Source organism: Corynebacterium sp. p3-SID1761, assembly GCF_055862885.1.
Window position 1 is genome coordinate 52,824 of the sequence record NZ_JBSQBJ010000003.1, and the last position, 15,408, is coordinate 68,231.

14 protein-coding genes are annotated in these 15,408 nt (G+C 59.3%); 5 read left to right on the forward strand and 9 right to left on the reverse strand.

Going from position 1 to position 15,408, the window contains the following annotated elements:
• The first annotated feature begins 130 nt into the window (after positions 1-130).
• The 4 genes from ACWXWJ_RS02940 (at position 131) to ACWXWJ_RS02955 (ending at position 4,514) form a co-directional block, all read left to right on the forward strand.
• Positions 131-1,132, forward strand: coding sequence for a metal ABC transporter solute-binding protein, Zn/Mn family (locus ACWXWJ_RS02940; RefSeq protein ID WP_473963501.1), 1,002 nt, complete (start codon positions 131-133; stop codon positions 1,130-1,132).
• Positions 1,132-1,833: a metal ABC transporter ATP-binding protein gene (locus ACWXWJ_RS02945; RefSeq protein ID WP_034971827.1), complete on the forward strand. Its 702-nt coding sequence runs from the start codon at positions 1,132-1,134 to the stop codon at positions 1,831-1,833. Before ACWXWJ_RS02940 ends, ACWXWJ_RS02945 begins: the two co-directional genes overlap by 1 nt.
• Positions 1,830-2,768 carry a metal ABC transporter permease gene (locus ACWXWJ_RS02950; protein ID WP_034971822.1) on the forward strand — a complete coding sequence of 313 codons (939 nt, stop codon included), beginning with the start codon at positions 1,830-1,832 and terminating at the stop codon, positions 2,766-2,768. The genes ACWXWJ_RS02945 and ACWXWJ_RS02950 overlap by 4 nt, the downstream gene beginning before the upstream one ends.
• 87 nt (positions 2,769-2,855) lie before the next feature.
• The gene (locus ACWXWJ_RS02955; protein WP_473963502.1) at positions 2,856-4,514 is read left to right on the forward strand and encodes a carboxylesterase/lipase family protein; all 1,659 of its coding nucleotides are present in this window, start codon (positions 2,856-2,858) and stop codon (positions 4,512-4,514) included.
• Positions 4,515-4,565: 51 nt separating this feature from the next.
• Here ACWXWJ_RS02955 and ACWXWJ_RS02960 read toward each other — a convergent pair whose 3' ends face one another.
• Positions 4,566-5,576 (reverse strand): ABC transporter permease, encoded by a 1,011-nt coding sequence (locus ACWXWJ_RS02960; RefSeq protein WP_473963503.1) that lies wholly within the window; start codon positions 5,574-5,576, stop codon positions 4,566-4,568.
• Between the two features lie 122 nt (positions 5,577-5,698).
• Here ACWXWJ_RS02960 and ACWXWJ_RS02965 point away from each other — a divergent pair, with 122 nt between their 5' ends.
• A complete protein-coding gene (locus tag ACWXWJ_RS02965; protein WP_473963504.1) occupies positions 5,699-6,265 on the forward strand; it encodes a TetR/AcrR family transcriptional regulator in 567 nt (188 codons plus the stop codon).
• Between the two features lie 50 nt (positions 6,266-6,315).
• Here the strand turns inward: ACWXWJ_RS02965 and rlmB are convergent, their stop codons facing one another.
• The 8 genes from rlmB to ACWXWJ_RS03005 form a co-directional block, all read right to left on the reverse strand.
• Positions 6,316-7,272: a 23S rRNA (guanosine(2251)-2'-O)-methyltransferase RlmB gene (gene rlmB, locus ACWXWJ_RS02970; protein ID WP_035002654.1), complete on the reverse strand. Its 957-nt coding sequence runs from the start codon at positions 7,270-7,272 to the stop codon at positions 6,316-6,318.
• 203 nt (positions 7,273-7,475) lie between these two features.
• Entirely contained in the window at positions 7,476-8,348 is an 873-nt protein-coding gene (locus ACWXWJ_RS02975) for an HtaA domain-containing protein (RefSeq protein WP_049050120.1), read from the reverse strand.
• On the reverse strand, positions 8,345-9,019 hold the full coding sequence (locus ACWXWJ_RS02980; RefSeq protein ID WP_011273032.1) for a biliverdin-producing heme oxygenase: 675 nt from the start codon (positions 9,017-9,019) through the stop codon (positions 8,345-8,347). Before ACWXWJ_RS02980 ends, ACWXWJ_RS02975 begins: the two co-directional genes overlap by 4 nt.
• 80 nt (positions 9,020-9,099) lie before the next feature.
• Positions 9,100-10,215: an HtaA domain-containing protein gene (locus ACWXWJ_RS02985; protein WP_473963505.1), complete on the reverse strand. Its 1,116-nt coding sequence runs from the start codon at positions 10,213-10,215 to the stop codon at positions 9,100-9,102.
• 5 nt (positions 10,216-10,220) lie between these two features.
• Positions 10,221-11,132 carry a heme ABC transporter ATP-binding protein gene (locus ACWXWJ_RS02990; protein WP_473963506.1) on the reverse strand — a complete coding sequence of 304 codons (912 nt, stop codon included), beginning with the start codon at positions 11,130-11,132 and terminating at the stop codon, positions 10,221-10,223.
• A complete protein-coding gene (locus ACWXWJ_RS02995; protein ID WP_034974928.1) occupies positions 11,129-12,178 on the reverse strand; it encodes a FecCD family ABC transporter permease in 1,050 nt (349 codons plus the stop codon). The genes ACWXWJ_RS02990 and ACWXWJ_RS02995 overlap by 4 nt, the downstream gene beginning before the upstream one ends.
• A complete protein-coding gene (locus ACWXWJ_RS03000) occupies positions 12,162-13,253 on the reverse strand; it encodes a heme/hemin ABC transporter substrate-binding protein (RefSeq protein WP_035007512.1) in 1,092 nt (363 codons plus the stop codon). The genes ACWXWJ_RS02995 and ACWXWJ_RS03000 overlap by 17 nt, the downstream gene beginning before the upstream one ends.
• Before the next feature lie 48 nt (positions 13,254-13,301).
• Positions 13,302-15,236, reverse strand: coding sequence for an HtaA domain-containing protein (locus tag ACWXWJ_RS03005; RefSeq protein WP_080716680.1), 1,935 nt, complete (start codon positions 15,234-15,236; stop codon positions 13,302-13,304).
• Between the last annotated feature and the right edge of the window lie 172 nt (positions 15,237-15,408).

Below are 15,408 nucleotides of genomic sequence, written 5' to 3' on the forward strand. Positions count from 1 at the left end.
TCTTCTAAGGGTAGCCCTCAGCCCTTCTTTCTTGGGGGTTGACGCCCCCTCCCCCGGCACTGCCCAGATCCCCGTATCTGGCTCAAGCTTTTTGTTGACGAGCATTTTCGTGCCCATTAACCTCGGAAGAATGAAGAAAATGGTTGCCAATTTCGGAGCAGTTTTGAGTATCGCAACGCTGGCGCTGGGCGTAACCGCCTGCGCGGGCGGATCCGGAGATTCCGCCGCGGATGGCGACAAGATCAAGCTGGTCGCCTCTACATCCATCTGGGGCAGCATTGCCGAGGACATCACCGAGGGGCGCGATGACGTTGAGGTGACCACCATCCTCAGCAGCAAGGACGACGACCCGCACGAGTACGAGGCCACCGCCCGCGACATCGCGGCGGTCAAAGACGCGGACATCGTAGTCGCCAACGGCGCGGGCTACGATAACTGGCTGACCGACAACGTGGAAGAGGGCACCCCGCTGGTGACGGCGCAGCCGCTGGCCGAGGCACACCACCACGGTCACGGTGAGGAGCACGGCCACGATCACGGGGGACATGACCACGGGCACGAGGGGCACGACCACGGAGACCACGGGCACGAAGGTCACGACCACGGCCACGAGGGGCACGATCACGGCCACGACGCCACCAACCCGCACGTTTGGTTCGACCTGGACGTGGTTTCCGAGTTCGAAAAGAAGCTCTCCGTCGAGCTGCACAAGCTGAACTCTGACATCCCCGAGTCCGACGACGACGTCACCAAGAAGACCGACGAGCTGAAGCAGCGCGTGGAGAAGCTGAAGGGCAAGAATGTCATCCTCACCGAATCGGTCGCCGCCGAGCTGATCGAGGATTCCAACCTGAAGGACATCACCCCGGAGGGCTTCGCCCACGCGGTGAACAACGAGTCCGAGCCTTCCGCCGCTGACCTGGCCGCGACCCGCCAGCTGATCAAGGACAAGAAGGCCGACATCCTCATCACCAACGAGCAGTCGGAAACCCCGGCAGCTTCCCAGCTGACCGAGGCCGCCAAGGAGGCGGGCATCAAGGTCGTCAACGTCAACGAAACCCCTGATGAGGGCCAGGACTACTTCGAGTACGCCGACGCCCTGATCAAGCAGCTGGAGGACGCAACCAAGTAATGGTTCTCGCTCTCCGCAACGCGGCAGTCGAACCCCTCTGGCGCGACCTCGACCTCGAGGTCGCGCCGGGGGAGTTTTTGGCTATTTTGGGTCCCAACGGGGTGGGCAAGTCCACCCTTCTGAATGCTGCCCTCGGCACCCGCAAGCTCAGCCGCGGCAGCATCGACGTAACGGACAAGCTGGGCTACATCCCACAGCAAAGGATGTTTGAACAATCCATCCCGTTGCGCGCAAGAGATCTGGTTGGCCTTGCGCTCGCAGCGGGCGTCATAAAGAACAGACGACCAAAGAAAGCCCAGATCGACGCGGCGCTGGAAGAGGTAGGCGCGACCGGCCTAGCCAATCGACGGGTCGGCGAGCTGTCCGGTGGGCAGCAACAGCTAATCCGGCAGGCGCAGGCGATGGCGCAGGATCCGGAGCTGCTGCTGTGCGACGAGCCGCTGCTTTCCCTGGATCTACGCGCGCAGAAGCAGACCGTGGAACTGCTGGATCGCAGGCGGCGGGAACACAACACTGCGATCGTGTTCGTCACCCACGGCATCAACCCGATCCTTAACGTGACCGACCGGGTGCTGTACCTCGCGCCACACGGCCACACGATTGGCACGGTCGCGGAGGTCATGAACAGCGAGACGCTCTCCCGTCTATACCGGACGGACGTGCAGGTTGTGAACGTAGACGGAAAGCTGGTGGTCGTATGAGCAGCCAATTCCACACCGGCGACTGGTGGGAGGACACCCTCGCGCTACTCTCGGTGGACTTCGTACAGCACGCGCTGCTGGCGGCGCTGCTGCTGGGCATTGTCTCCGGCGCGATTGCGCCACTGATCGTGATGCGGAAGATGAGCTTCGCTGCGCATTCCACCGGCGAGCTGGCCCTGATGGGCGCTGCGGCCGCGTTGCTGTTCGGCTTTAGTGTGAGCTGGGGTGCGCTGATCGGCGCAGTGCTGGCCGCCGTGGCGCTGACGGCACTGGGGCAAAGGGAGCAGGACGCCATCGTGGCGGTGGTCTTGAGCTTCGGCATGGGCCTTTCCGTACTGTTTATCTACCTGTACCCCGGTAGGTCGTCGGCGGCGTTTAGCCTGCTGACCGGCCAGATCGTGGGCGTGAGCTCTGCCTCGCTGGGCATCCTGGCGGTGCTGGCTGCGCTGGTAGTGGCGACGATGGCGCTGCTATGGCGGCCACTGCTGTTCGCCACTGTGGATCCGGTGCTGGCCGCGGCCTCGGGCGTGAAAGTTCGTGTGTTGGCCCTGGTATTCGCCGCGCTGATCGGCGTGGTGGCCAGCCAGGGAGTGCAGATCGTCGGCGCCCTGCTGCTGATCGCACTGCTGATTACGCCGGGCGCGGCGGCAGTGAAGGTGACCAGCAACCCGGTGCTGGCCGTAGTGCTGTCGGGGACATTCTCCGTGGTGTCGGCGGTCGGCGGACTGGTGGCATCGCTGGCGCCGGGGCTGCCGGTGTCGGTGTTCGTGACCACCTTGAGCTTCGTGATCTACCTGGTCTGCCGCGGGATCGCCTGGATGCGTTCCCGGCACGTCCAGGCGGATGCGGTACGGGCGCGGGAGTACTCCGCGACCGGCGAGTCAGTGTCCAAGCAGACCAGCAACGAGGCAGCTGGGCACGCCCACCACGCATAGAGCGACCGGGCGCGTAAAACGCATAGAAATATAGGCACCTCCCCCGGAAGAGGGACAGCCGACGGTTGGCTCGTTAAGGTAGCACTTGTGATTACCGAGACGACAGCCAATCCACAACCCACCAACCCCTGGATCGTCCACACCACCACCGGCCTAGTCAAAGGCCATGCGGAAACCGGGGTAACTGCCTTCCGCGGAATCCCCTACGCCGAAAAACCCATCGGCGCCCGCCGCTTCCGCCGCGCTGAACCCATCGCGCCGTGGGAGGGTGTGTTCAACGCCGCTACCTCCGGCGACGCGTGTTCCCAGTACCGCCCGGCGCGTAAGTCGGCGGGCAACTGGGAAGGCACCGAGGACTGCCTGTGGCTGAACGTCGTCGTCCCCCGTCCCGCGCACTCCACTGGCACCGATGCGCCAGCCATCGACCCGGAGGCCAACCGCCCAGTCGTGGTCTACTTCCACGGTGGGTCAAACATCCACGGCTCTGCGAACAAACCCCTGCTCTCCGGCGAGTACTTCGCCCAGGCCATCGACTGTGTGTACGTGGCGGTGAACTACCGCGTGGGCATCTTTGGCCAACTGGCCCTGGGCGAGGGCACTCACACGCCAGACGACATGGATACCAACCCAGGCCACTCCGACCTGCTGACGGCCCTGCATTGGATCCACGACAACGCCCGCGCCTTCGGAGGCGACCCGGACCGCATAACCATCATGGGCGAATCCAGCGGTGGCTCCATGGTCACCGGCCTGCTGGCCACCCCGTCCGCAGAGGGGCTGTTCAGCGCGGCCATCGCACAGTCCCCCGCCCCGATGATCGTCCACACCCGCGCGAATGCGAAGTATTGGACCGATTTCGCCGCCCGCTGGCTGCACCGCATGCGCGCGGAAGAATCCCTGCCGCTGGACCAGCGCACCCCGGTCCGCCAGGCGCCGCCGGAGCTCAGCGACGAGGAGCTGAAGGCCGCCACCGAAGACCTGCTGACCGCCGAGCACGCAATCTTAGGCCGTCTCTCGGACGAGATGGTGCGTTTCCACGCGGACAACCCGATCTCCAAGGCCGGCCCGTTTGCTCCGGTTATCGACGAGGACCTGCTGCCGGAGCACCCCCTTTCCCCCGGTGCGATGATGGATCTGCCACTACTGATCGGCTCTAACCGCAACGAGTACGACATGATGCACCTGGAGCCGAAGCGTAGCTCCATGCAGTACGCGCGCACGCGAACGTTCGCCCACGCGATTTCCGGCGCCGATGCCCAGGCCACCAACATCCTGGAGCAGCACTATGGTGGCCCGAAGTCCCGCAAGCTGAAGGGCCGCTTCTTCGGCGATGCGCTGTTCACCGGCCCCTCCTGGTACCTGGCGCAGAATCACCCGAGCGACCGGGCGTGGGTCTACCGGCTGGACACCACCACGCCTTTCCTGCGCTATTCCGGCATGGGCGCGCTACACGCCCTGGACCTGCCGATCCTCTTCCAGCGCTATGACCAGGACAAGGGCCGCATTGCCGTCCTACTCGGCGGTCGCGACGAGATGCGCGCCACCACCGTCACCATGCAGTCGCGGTGGAGGCAGTTCGTGCACTCTCACGACCCAGGTTTTGATCCCTATTCGCTGGGCTTCGCCACGCAGGTTTTTGACGCCCACTTTCCCGCCGGCGAGGAAACCATCTACGACCCACAGCCCGAGCTGCGGGAGGCCTGGGCGCAGGTTCAGTGGGATAAGCAAGAGGAAATGTTCGGCTAGCGCTAATGATCAGCTAGCGCTGGGACCGGCTACAGCTGGAACGAAGGGGCGTCACTGAGCAACGCGACGCTTCCGCCACGACGCTAGAGCGACCATGCCCACACCGAGCGCAACCCAACAGCACAGAACAACAACGGCGTGGGTGATGCCGTGGCCATCGAAGTAGGCGACGGAACGCACGGCCGTGCCAGCTGCTCCGATCGGCAGGTGCTGGCCAAACCAGCCCCAGGGGCTCGGTAGCCACTGCCAGCCCGTCGCGATGCCGGACAGCGGGTTGGAAACAAATAGCGTGATGATCGCGCCGATGCCCAGACCTGCGCCGCCGAGCAGAGATTCCATGCCGAGGACGAACATCGAAGTACCGGCGATACCCAGTGCGAGGATTCCTGCCAGCTCAAGATAGTTTCCGTCGAACAGGTCATACCCAAACTGCATGATTGCGCCGAGCGCCAGGCCAGTCAAGATGGAGAACACGGCTGCGCCGACCACCCGGCCCCAACGGCGCCCCTTGAGTCCGAAGGTCAGCAGGGCGGCCGAGGCCATGCCTCCGAAGGCCAGCGGCAGGGCAAGGGTGTTCAGACCAATTCCGTTCGGATCGCCTTCGGACAGCGGGGCTACATCCTCCACGGAAACCTTCTGGCCCTGCTGCTTCATGCCATCGGCAAGGCCGGTCATGATCTGCTTGAAGGTAGAGCCTGCTCCGCTGGCAATGGTGACGACGGTGCCGTCCTTGCCGAGGGCGATTCCGCCGATTGCCTCGCGTTCCAGAACCTTCGTCTTTACCTCGTCTGGATTGTCGTAGGTGGTGATGTCGAAGGCGCCGGGCTGTTTCTGCTCGAGCATTCCCTCAATTTTCTGAACGGCAGGCGCCGGGCCGGAGACCGCGAGAGGGAGATCCTTCGGGCCGGAGTTCATGCTGGGGGTGAGGAATGCCAACAGCATGAGCGTGATGATTCCCGTGAGGGCTACGACGATTGCGGCGAGGCGACGGTTATCACTGCGCTCGGGGACTGGACGTGCTTGGGTTGGTGGATTCTTCTGCGTATCAACAGCGTTGGACATGGGTTTCCCCTTTCTGTACCCCATAAACCGGAACATTTTGTTCCGTTTGAACAAAATGGATCGTAACATTCCGCTTAGATAGAATGCAAGCGATAGAGCAAAAAAGTTTCGGAAGGTTAGTAATGCGCGCGGATGCACATGAGAACAGGCAAGCAATACTCACCGCAGCTTGGAGACTGTTTTCCACCATTGGAATCGACGTCTCCATGCGCACCATAGCCAGCGAAGCTGGCGTGGGCATCGGCACCCTCTACCGCCACTTCCCCACCAAGCAAGACTTGCTAACGGGACTTTTCGACTACGGGCGCGAGCGGCTCATCGACATCATCGACCGCCACACGGCGGGATGGGAGAACGTTCGACAAGCCACCGAAACGTGGAACAGCTTCGTCCACAGCGTAGCGGGGCTGCAACTAGGAGCCATCGCCACGCAGGTAGTGCCCACCATTGTGGAAAACCTGGACTTCGAGGCAGACCTCGTCCCTCGAATGAACGAGCTGATGGAGCAGTTAGAAAGGGTGCTTCACCGGGCACGCCACTGGTCGCTCCTCAGAGAAGACGTGGACGCACTACATTTCGATCTCGGCCTGGCGGCGATCACCCGCCCCCTCCCTGACGCTGCACGAAAACTTGTCCCCGATTATCAGCCTTGGCTCGTGGAGACATACATCCGGGGACTTAAGCCTTAGAAGCTAGCAGTCCCCGCGGATGTACCCAGAGGGGCGAAAACGAAGGGGCGTCACTTAGCAGCGCGACGCTGGCGGGCGAACTCGCTGAGCACCACGCCCGCAGCGACCGACGCATTGAGGGACTCGACCCACTTGGCCATCGGGATCGACATGATCGTGTCGCAGGTGTCCGCCACCAGGCGGGACAGACCCTTGCCCTCGGAGCCGACGACGATGACGGTCGGGGTGGTGCCGTCGTAGGTGTCGAGGGTGTGATCGCCACCAGCATCCAGGCCCACGACCTGGTAACCAGCCTGCTGGAACTGCTTCAGAGAGCGCACCATGTTAGTGGCCTTCGCGACCGGCAGGCGGGCGGCCGTGCCCGCGGAGGTGCGCCAAGCGACGGCGGTGACGGAGGCGCTGCGGCGCTCTGGGATGATCACGCCGTGACCACCGAATGCCGCGACGGAGCGGATGACCGCACCGAGGTTACGCGGGTCAGTGATGTTATCCAGCGCGACGACTAGGCCGGGCTGTGTTGCGGAGGCGGTCCGCTCGATCAGGTCCTCAACCTGCGTGTACTGGAACGGCGGGATCTGCAGGCCAATGCCCTGGTGCATTCCGTTGCCGGTCATGCGATCCAGCTCGGCGCGGGAAACCTCCAGTACAGAGATGCCACGGTCGGCGCAGGTGTGGACGGCCTCGGCCAGGCGCTCGTCGTTCTTAGTGCCCTCCGCGACGTACAGTGCTGTGGCGGGAACCTTGGCGTGCAGGCACTCGATCACAGGATTGCGGCCGACCACCAATTCCACCTGGTTCTCGTCCTTTGCGAAGCGGTCGTGCGCACCAGATGCCCGGCGCTTGGCGGCCTGCTTGCGCTTGTAGGCAGCGTGATAGACGCGATCCTCCGCCTTCGGCGTGGCCCCCTTGCCACGCAGGCTGCGGCGCCCCTGACCGCCGGAGCCCTTGGTTGCGCCCTTCTTGTTCTTCTTGCGCACGCCTCCGCTGCGCTGGGTGTTGCCCGCCACTGTGATTGCCCCTCTTACCTGGTCGACTACGTGCGTTTGTGTATGTTACTTCCCGGCACGCAAAACTGGAACCAGGCTCACGAGAACGTGGACAGCAAAGCACCCCACCTGCTGTGAATTTGTTGCTTCCATTACCAATCTTGCCGGCAGCAGCTGAAACGAGCAATAGTTCTTCGCAGATGGGGTGGTACGATGCTTTCCTTCTAGGCAGTGATGCCGAAGTTCTTCAAAACTCCTCGCCAATCCACGGGCCCGAAGGCCAGTGCCCCTACCCCAATCACTGCCACAATGGCGGCGATCACACCGGCCGCGATGCCAAGGGACGAGTTTTTGGAACTGCCGCTAGAAGAACCGGAGAATCCGCTTGCACTTCCCTGCAGTTCCTGCGGGGTTACATCTTCTATCTGCTTGCCATCGTCATAGTCCAGCAGCAGGTCAACGTCCGCGCCCTCCAGCTGCTCGCCCTCGTTGTAGCGGAGTAGAGATCTCTGCAATCCGATACCGGCCGTTGTGGGACGGTTCTGGGCAACGAGATCCTTACCCGGATCAATCGGGGCTTCCAGGGTGAAGGTCACGATTACTTCATCGTCGCCGCGCTTGTCTAGCTGTGTAGGATCGTTCGCCGTGTTACCGGAAAGGGAGTAGTCCCCAATAAGCGATACCGCCTGACCTGTGACATTCAACTTCAAGTCGAAGTAAGAGACATCCAAAGCTGGCCCGCCGTTCTTACCAAGACCTTTGTATGCGGTCACATGTGCGCTGCCGTCCAGGGCAATCGTGCCATTCCCCTGCGGGTCCAGCTTTGTTTCTTGGGTATTTACTGGGAACACAAACTGGTTTCCCTTAAACTCCGCGCCTCCATCGCCGATGACGGTTCCCCTGGCGATCGGCCCCTGCACATGCTTAAGGAAAGAGGTTTTGATCGGCCAGGCAAAAGCACCGGCTCCTAACACTGGGGCGGACACTTCCTCTGCCTGTGCTACAGGAACCGCCATGCCGCTTAACGCGACGGAACTGACCAGGGCGCTGGCAACGAAGTGGCGGGAATTGGACTTGGACAAGAATGGTGTATTCACGCGCAGACTCCGTAAAGATCTGTGAACAGGGAAAAATTCATACCAAAAGCATCGATGGCTTCCTCAATCAATTCGGAACGCTGCTGTGCTGTGAGTGGCAGGCTATCGAGGCGCTGACGGTAGCTGGTTCGGTACGGAGGGATCTTGCCAATAGCGGAGAAGTCATAGAACTTCAATGCCTCAGGAGCGACATTGTAGAGGTCTGCTACACGTACAGCGATGACCTGACCGCCGGAAATATCCCCGAGGTAGCGGACATAGTGATGAGCGATCACTCGTACAACGTCTTGTTCTCCGAAAGAGTCGAGGCGATCTACATACCGCCGGGTGGCGGGCAGTAGTTCAAGTTGTTCGCGCCAATCGGAGCCGAGGCAATACGTCAGATCGTGTTCCAACGCAGCGCAACGTTGCAGGCGCGGATCGGCAATAACCGACCCGATGGGAGTGCCGGAGACTCTTTCTACAGCGTTCTCTAGAGCGCTGTAGACAAACCAGAGTTGTCCCGAAAGCGCATACACCGCTTGAGCGTCAAGCTCGCCTTTGAAAAGGGTGCTCATGAACTCGGATCCTTCTGCGCGCCCGTGCGCCTCCGCAGTGGCATTGCGCAGTGCCTGAGAGATCGGCTCGGCTGTGTTAAAGCTTGTGTTTGAAAGTGTGGAGGTCGAAGCCATCACGTTATTCCTTTCGAAAGAGTTTCAAGATCCGCGTGGAATCTGGAATTTGTCGCTGAACGAGAAAAGGGAACTCGTTATTAGCGCAAGTTGTGGTGGCGTAGGAATTCATCAATCTTCTTGTGAATGCCATCGAGAGCGCCAGACACGTTGATCGCGTGGCCAATGATCGCCAGCATGCCTAGGATTCCGACCGTGCCAAGAATGTAGTTCCACACCTTTCCGAACTTGCCCAGCGAACCTTGGCCTTGCCCCTGGTCATCCGGATTGTCTGGGTTGCTCGGGTTGTCCGGGTTGCTGGGGTTGTCCGGGTTGTCTGGGTTGCTCGGGTTGTCCGGGTTGCTCGGGTTGTCCGGGTTGTCTGGGTTGCTCGGGTTGTCTGGGTTGTCCGGGCCGGAACCACCTTCATCATCCGGATTCGGCTCCCCTGGCGTTGCACATTTCTTCTCGGTGGTCAGAGAAACATTGATGTCATCCAGCTCTGGCTTGTAGTCCGCCGAGTAAATGCCCATGAATAGGACGTCTACACCCTCCACAATGCTCTTGTCCCCATCCGTTCCTGGCTTAGGAACGTAGGTCATGCTGCTTGCATCAAGCGTGACAGTGTCCCCGTCAACCTTCCAGTTTCCGTGCCCCTTCGAGAACACGTCCCTGCCGGAAACCTTGTTCTCTTCGATACGGTCCTCAGGCGTATACTCAGTCATGTGCTTGCCAGGCACGTAGTATCCCTCATAGCTGGCGCCGCCCTGAATACTAGCCCCCTCGGCCGTGATGTAAGGGGACTTGAAGTTCGAGTACAAAGCACCATGATGGCCTTCAAAAACGACATCGGACGGCTTGGTGCCGATCTCTGCCTTGGTTACGTTGCCCTCGGAATCGACCTCAATGCTAGATACACTTGGGTCTACCTGGAATTGGAATTGGAAGTCCTTGGACTTCTTGTTGGCAGGATCAGATTCCTTAACCTCACCCTTCGTTTCCCAGCTTCCCTGAGCGATTCTCCCCAGGATGTAGCTGCGGAAGCTCTCCTTCAATCCCCAGTTGAAGGTACCGCCAGTGATAACAGTTTTGCATTCAGGTTTAGCCTGAGACGCGCCCTCCTGTGCCGATGCAACGGGTACGGAAAGTGCAGCAGTGCCCAGGGCGAAGGACATCACAGTGCCGAGCATGGCATTTCGAGTTGACTTAATAGACATGAGAATTACTCCTGATGAATGGATCCTAGGGACTTAGCCCTAGTGAATGGGAGGGTGGATTGATATGCGGAAAGCAGTTGAGCTACTGCAGCAGGCGGATCCCTTCGCCGCGGACGGACAGAGATGTCATTATCCGCACTGCGGACAACTTCGATGGGCCAGTCATAAACGCTGGAGAGGATCTCGTCGGTATAGACCGAATCAACCGATCCATCGGCGGCAATTCGCCCATTGGATAGACAGACGATGTGATCGCAATACGCCGCAGCTGCATCGAGGTCATGCAACACAATCACCACCGCAGTTCCAACTCTGTGAGCGATCTGCTGCATCAAGCTCAAGACTTGTTCCTGATGACGGATATCCATCGCCGCGGTCGGCTCGTCTAACAACACCACCGGTGTTTGCTGGGCCAATCCCCGGGACAATGCAACCCGAGCACGTTCGCCACCGGAAAGAGTGACGATGTCACGAACTGCCAACGTAGTGGAACCGGTGGCGTCCAGAGCAGCGTCAACAATGAGCTCATCCACACTGCTATCGACTGTCCCTCGCCACGGTCGCCGTCCCATCGCCACAACATCTCGAACAAGAAACTCAAACGCGACTTGGACATCTTGAAGCAACACCGCACGGCGCCGCGCCATCGTCCTTGCATCAGCCCGAGAGGGGTCTAATCCGGCGACGGAAACCACACCCTGAGTAGGTTTAATATCCCCAGACAGCGCGGCAAGCAGCGTCGACTTACCAGCACCATTCGGCCCAATGAGCCCTGTGACCTCACCGGCACGAGCGACAAAACTAATGTCACTGAGCAACCGCTTGGGGCCAACGTCGACGGTAAGGCCAGATACCTCAATGGCCCTATCGCCAATAGCCATACTGTTTGTAGTCGCATCGCTACCGTGAGCACTCATGCATGAATCCCCTTTCGCATCATTCGGCGCAGCAGAACGAAGAAAGTCGGGCCGCCGACAAGGGCAGTGAAGATGCCAATAGGCAAATCTGCGAATTCAATCAATGTGCGGGCAGCCACATCGGCCAGACCAATCAAGACCGCCCCGCCAAGCGCAGAAGCAGGGATGAGGAGATAATTCTCCGGCCCCATGACCGTTCGCAATAGGTGCGGGATAATCAGCCCTACGAAGCCGATGAGCCCAGCAAAGGCAACTGCGCCTGCAGTGAGTACGGTCGCAGCGATGATCGCAATCACTCGCAATTGACTTACATTGATCCCTGTGTGACCAGCGGCTTTCTCACCCAAAGCAAGTACGTCTAGTGCCCCACCCATCCGTAGGGCTACGGCAATTCCAACCATCGTGATCGGCAAAACCACCCAAACGTGCTTCCACTGGGCACCATTTAGGGATCCCATCTGCCAAAAGATGATCTCTTCCCGACTGGCGGTCGGAGCCAAATAGACCATGAAGGAGATAATTGCTCCACACACGGCATTAACCGCGATACCTGTGAGAACCAGATTGATAACCACAACTCGGCCTTGGCTTCGAGCTAGCTGGTAAATCAGGCCAGCGGCAACCAATGCGGAAAGAAAGGCGAAGAATGGAACGGTGAACGTGCCGAAGAAAGCAAGGTTAAAGACGATTGCCAACGCCGCACCAACCCCGGCTCCCGAGGTCACGCCGATAATCGATGGCTCGGCCAGTGGGTTGGCAAACACCGCCTGCATCAATGTTCCAGCCACACCCAAGCATGCACCGACTAGGAACCCCAGCAGGATGCGCGGCAAGCGAATATCCCACACTACGCTGGAGGCCAGACCTGAATGATGGTCTTTCCCCAGCAAGATTGAACCTAAATCCTGCAGTGGCACGTAGTACTGTCCAAGCACGATCGATAGCACCGCAGCAACAAGCATAAGCACCACAAGTGCACCGAAAATCCCTACCCGTCGGCGCGTTCGCGCCCGGAGAAACTCGTTCGTGTTAACCGTGTGGGTCATATAACGCCTTCGCTGTCCGCAAAAGTGTTTGCCCAGTCATAGGACCGAACGCCAGCGATTGACCATCTGGAATCGTGATTACGCGCCGCTTCTGCCCTGCTGTGGTTTGGGCTATGCCGGGGCGTTTGAGCAGACCTTCGATCCCTCCGGTGGATTCCAACCCGCCGGTCATCATGATGAACGCATCTGGGTTTAACCTAGCTAGCGACTCCGCATTGGCTGGTTCGATGTAGGAAAGGTTGTTCTCCGTCCCCACGTCAACCGCACCAACGCCCTCGATCAGGTCTTTGGCTCCGGTCCCTTCGCCCATAATAAAGAACACTCCACCATTTCCACGAGCATAAAGGAATGCCACCCGCATCGGTGTAGAGGGCACCATCTTCTTGATGGTCTCTTTATCCAGATCTATTTCCTCGACTGTGCGATCTGCAAGCTTTTCCGCATCCTCCGGGAGCCCCACGACAGCACCGAGCGTGGTGATGTCCTCGGCCACCGAATCGATCGTGCGGGTCGGTTCCATGACCACGGTGGTCACGCCCGCCTGACGAATCTGATCGATAGCGTCCCGTGGACCGATGGAGTGGTCCACGATGACGATATCCGGCTCCAACGACAACACGGCTTCCACGTTGATGTTGTGCCCACCCTGAGTGACCACTGGCCTGTCGGCCAAGATGTTTTCAGTAGAAGAGACCGTGCGGCCTACAATCCGGTCGGCAAGCCCCAGGCCAGTAAGGGTTTTAGTGTAAGTGCCATACAGGTCTAGAGCCAGAATCCGATCTAGCTTATTAACTTTGACATCGTGGCCGTCTGCGTCGGTCAGCTCCACCGGCAGCTTCGGGGATGGATTCTTGGTCACAGGCTCCACATCCGTGAAGTCCTTGACCTCCGAAACTCCCTCAAAGCTACGGGGGTCCTGCAGATCAGCGGCATTCTTGATGTCGTTTCGCAGAGCAGCATCAGCTTCGGATTCATAGGCGCCCTTAACGCCACACGCAGCGAGGCTGGCCGTGCAGATAAACAACACACAGGTGCGGAACGCTAACCGCACAGTTCGATTAGGAACAATGGACATTAAAACGTGCTTTCTAACTGAACAGTGTTTTGCCACCTAGTAGGCGGATTAAGACGGATTACTTACAACCAGTCGACCGATGCTTCCACCTGCGACGATGACTCCTACGATCAATCCGAGAAGGTAAGAAGTCGGATTCTCATCCTGGCCCTCAGCCGCAACAGGCTTAACCTTGAATTTGCTCGATCCGTTTTCGTACCCAGCCGATGAAGAATCGCCGTCGACGCCATTGCCGAAACCGTCCTTATTGCCGGCGAGCTTCGCGGCGGCAGCATTGTGCGCGGCAGAAGAACCACCGCCCGATCCACCCGCATTCGATCCAGATGCTGAAGTACCGCCCACTGCGTCGCAGTCACCCTGGCCACCTAGCTGGGCGCTGAAAGATATCGGCGCTAGCTGGGTTCCCGGATCGTAGAATTCAGCGAAAGCTACGGAACCATCCTGGGTCAGCGATACACTCGCCTCTCCGCTTACTGAGTTTTCCGAGACATCAAGGGAACTAAAGCTCAGGTCTCCCAGCACTGTGCGCCCGAAGTCTCGTTTCTCGCCTTCCATGTTTGAAGAACGAACATCGGCAACAAGCCTTCCTGTTCCACCGTTGAACTGGATCTCCGGATTAGCAATGTTCAGGTCGAGAATTCCGTTGTGACCGGTGAATTGCATCGCACCACCATAGGAAATCGTTCCCTGCTGCGAAGATGTATCGACGTTGCCACCGTTGCCGGTGAACTGATACTTGCCACCGCTGTATCCGACCCCGCTCAAATCCCACTTGCCCTTAGCGATAGAGCCGGTGATGTACGACTGGAAGGATTCTTTCAGAGCCCACGATGCCTTGGCGCTTTCGACTGCCTTGACCGACGCGCAGTGCAGATCTCCACCGCCACCAGCTGCTCCGCCTGCAGCGACACCGCCACGGGTTGTTCCGCCTCCGCTGGAGGCCGACCCGCCGCCTGTTCCGCCGTTTCGCGCACCACTGTTTCCGGATCCAAGCGATGCTCCACCAGAGGCCGATCCGCCACCAGAACCGGAGTTGGAGTTGGAGCTCGTTCCGGAGGTGGAGCTAGTTCCGGAGTCGCTTCCGCTAGAAGATCCGTTCTTACCGCGCCCGCGATTGACGAAAGATTCATACTCGTCCAAGAAGGCTTGGGAGTTACCCATGAAAGTGGTCAGGGCGTTCATCGTGTCGTTCGTCTCAGACAGAATTCCCATAGCTTCCTTGTTAAAGCCGGTGAAGTTGCCATCGATCGTGGTCAGCGTGCGCTTTTCGCCCGATCCCGAGCCACTGCCCGAATCTGATCCACAGCTGCCGTCCAAAGCAACTGAGCCACTGGTTGGATCCATCGAGGTTCCCGCCTTGTAAGCGAGAAACAGCCGACTGCCACCTTGAGTAAGCGTCGTAGAACCAGAAAGGTTTACGCTCCCTGAGCCGGGGTTCACCGGGGTAGACAGGTTCACCTTGGCGATGACTTCATCGTCGCCAGTGATTTTGGCTCCCCGTTTGCTCTTATCGACCATGTCCGACTCATAGGAGACATAGTCCACCAGGATCTCGGCGGTTTTTCCTTTTGCGCGTACCTTCCAATCGGAGAGCGTCATATCTAGCAGGTCATCGCCGCCATAGTTGTGACCGTTGAAACGGAGAACTCCGTTTAGCGGAACGGTCACCGTATCGCCGTTTACCTGGGGCTTTTGGGGACTGAACTGGAAGGTGCCATTCGGGCCGGTCTTATCGCCGGTAAAGCCGATACCGTCGCCACCCCATCCGCCTTTAGCAACAGGGCCTTGGATATAGGCACGGTAGCTCTGCTTGATACCCCAATTAAATTCACAGGTTCCCGCCGCTGAGGCAACGGGAGTAGCGACCGTGGTAAATGCTACGGGAGCGAAGGCAAGTACGGAGGTGGCGGCCACGGCCGTGGATGTACGACCGAACGACCGTCGCACCGAGCCTCGACGTGATCCAAACAGTGAAAGGTGCATGCTGATCCTACTCAGAACTGAAACATCAAAAGACTTACGCAGCCTTACCTTCTACCCAGGATTTACCACTAACTTAGGATAGTGTTACCTTAATTAGGTAAGGCTCAACTTAACTGAAAGTATCATGACGTCAGCCTAAGAGACAGAAGCATCTTGTGTTTAGCTTCGTCTC

Coding starts and splice junctions, on each gene's coding strand:
- ACWXWJ_RS02940 (WP_473963501.1), top strand. CDS start 131: ATGAAGAAAATGGTTGCCAATTTCGGAGCAGTTTTGAGTATCGCAACG.
- ACWXWJ_RS02945 (WP_034971827.1), top strand. CDS start 1,132: ATGGTTCTCGCTCTCCGCAACGCGGCAGTCGAACCCCTCTGGCGCGAC.
- ACWXWJ_RS02950 (WP_034971822.1), top strand. CDS start 1,830: ATGAGCAGCCAATTCCACACCGGCGACTGGTGGGAGGACACCCTCGCG.
- ACWXWJ_RS02960 (WP_473963503.1), bottom strand. CDS start 5,576: ATGTCCAACGCTGTTGATACGCAGAAGAATCCACCAACCCAAGCACGT.
- ACWXWJ_RS02965 (WP_473963504.1), top strand. CDS start 5,699: ATGCGCGCGGATGCACATGAGAACAGGCAAGCAATACTCACCGCAGCT.
- ACWXWJ_RS02980 (WP_011273032.1), bottom strand. CDS start 9,019: ATGGCTTCGACCTCCACACTTTCAAACACAAGCTTTAACACAGCCGAG.
- ACWXWJ_RS02985 (WP_473963505.1), bottom strand. CDS start 10,215: ATGTCTATTAAGTCAACTCGAAATGCCATGCTCGGCACTGTGATGTCC.
- ACWXWJ_RS02990 (WP_473963506.1), bottom strand. CDS start 11,132: ATGAGTGCTCACGGTAGCGATGCGACTACAAACAGTATGGCTATTGGC.
- ACWXWJ_RS02995 (WP_034974928.1), bottom strand. CDS start 12,178: ATGACCCACACGGTTAACACGAACGAGTTTCTCCGGGCGCGAACGCGC.
- ACWXWJ_RS03000 (WP_035007512.1), bottom strand. CDS start 13,253: ATGTCCATTGTTCCTAATCGAACTGTGCGGTTAGCGTTCCGCACCTGT.
- ACWXWJ_RS03005 (WP_080716680.1), bottom strand. CDS start 15,236: ATGCACCTTTCACTGTTTGGATCACGTCGAGGCTCGGTGCGACGGTCG.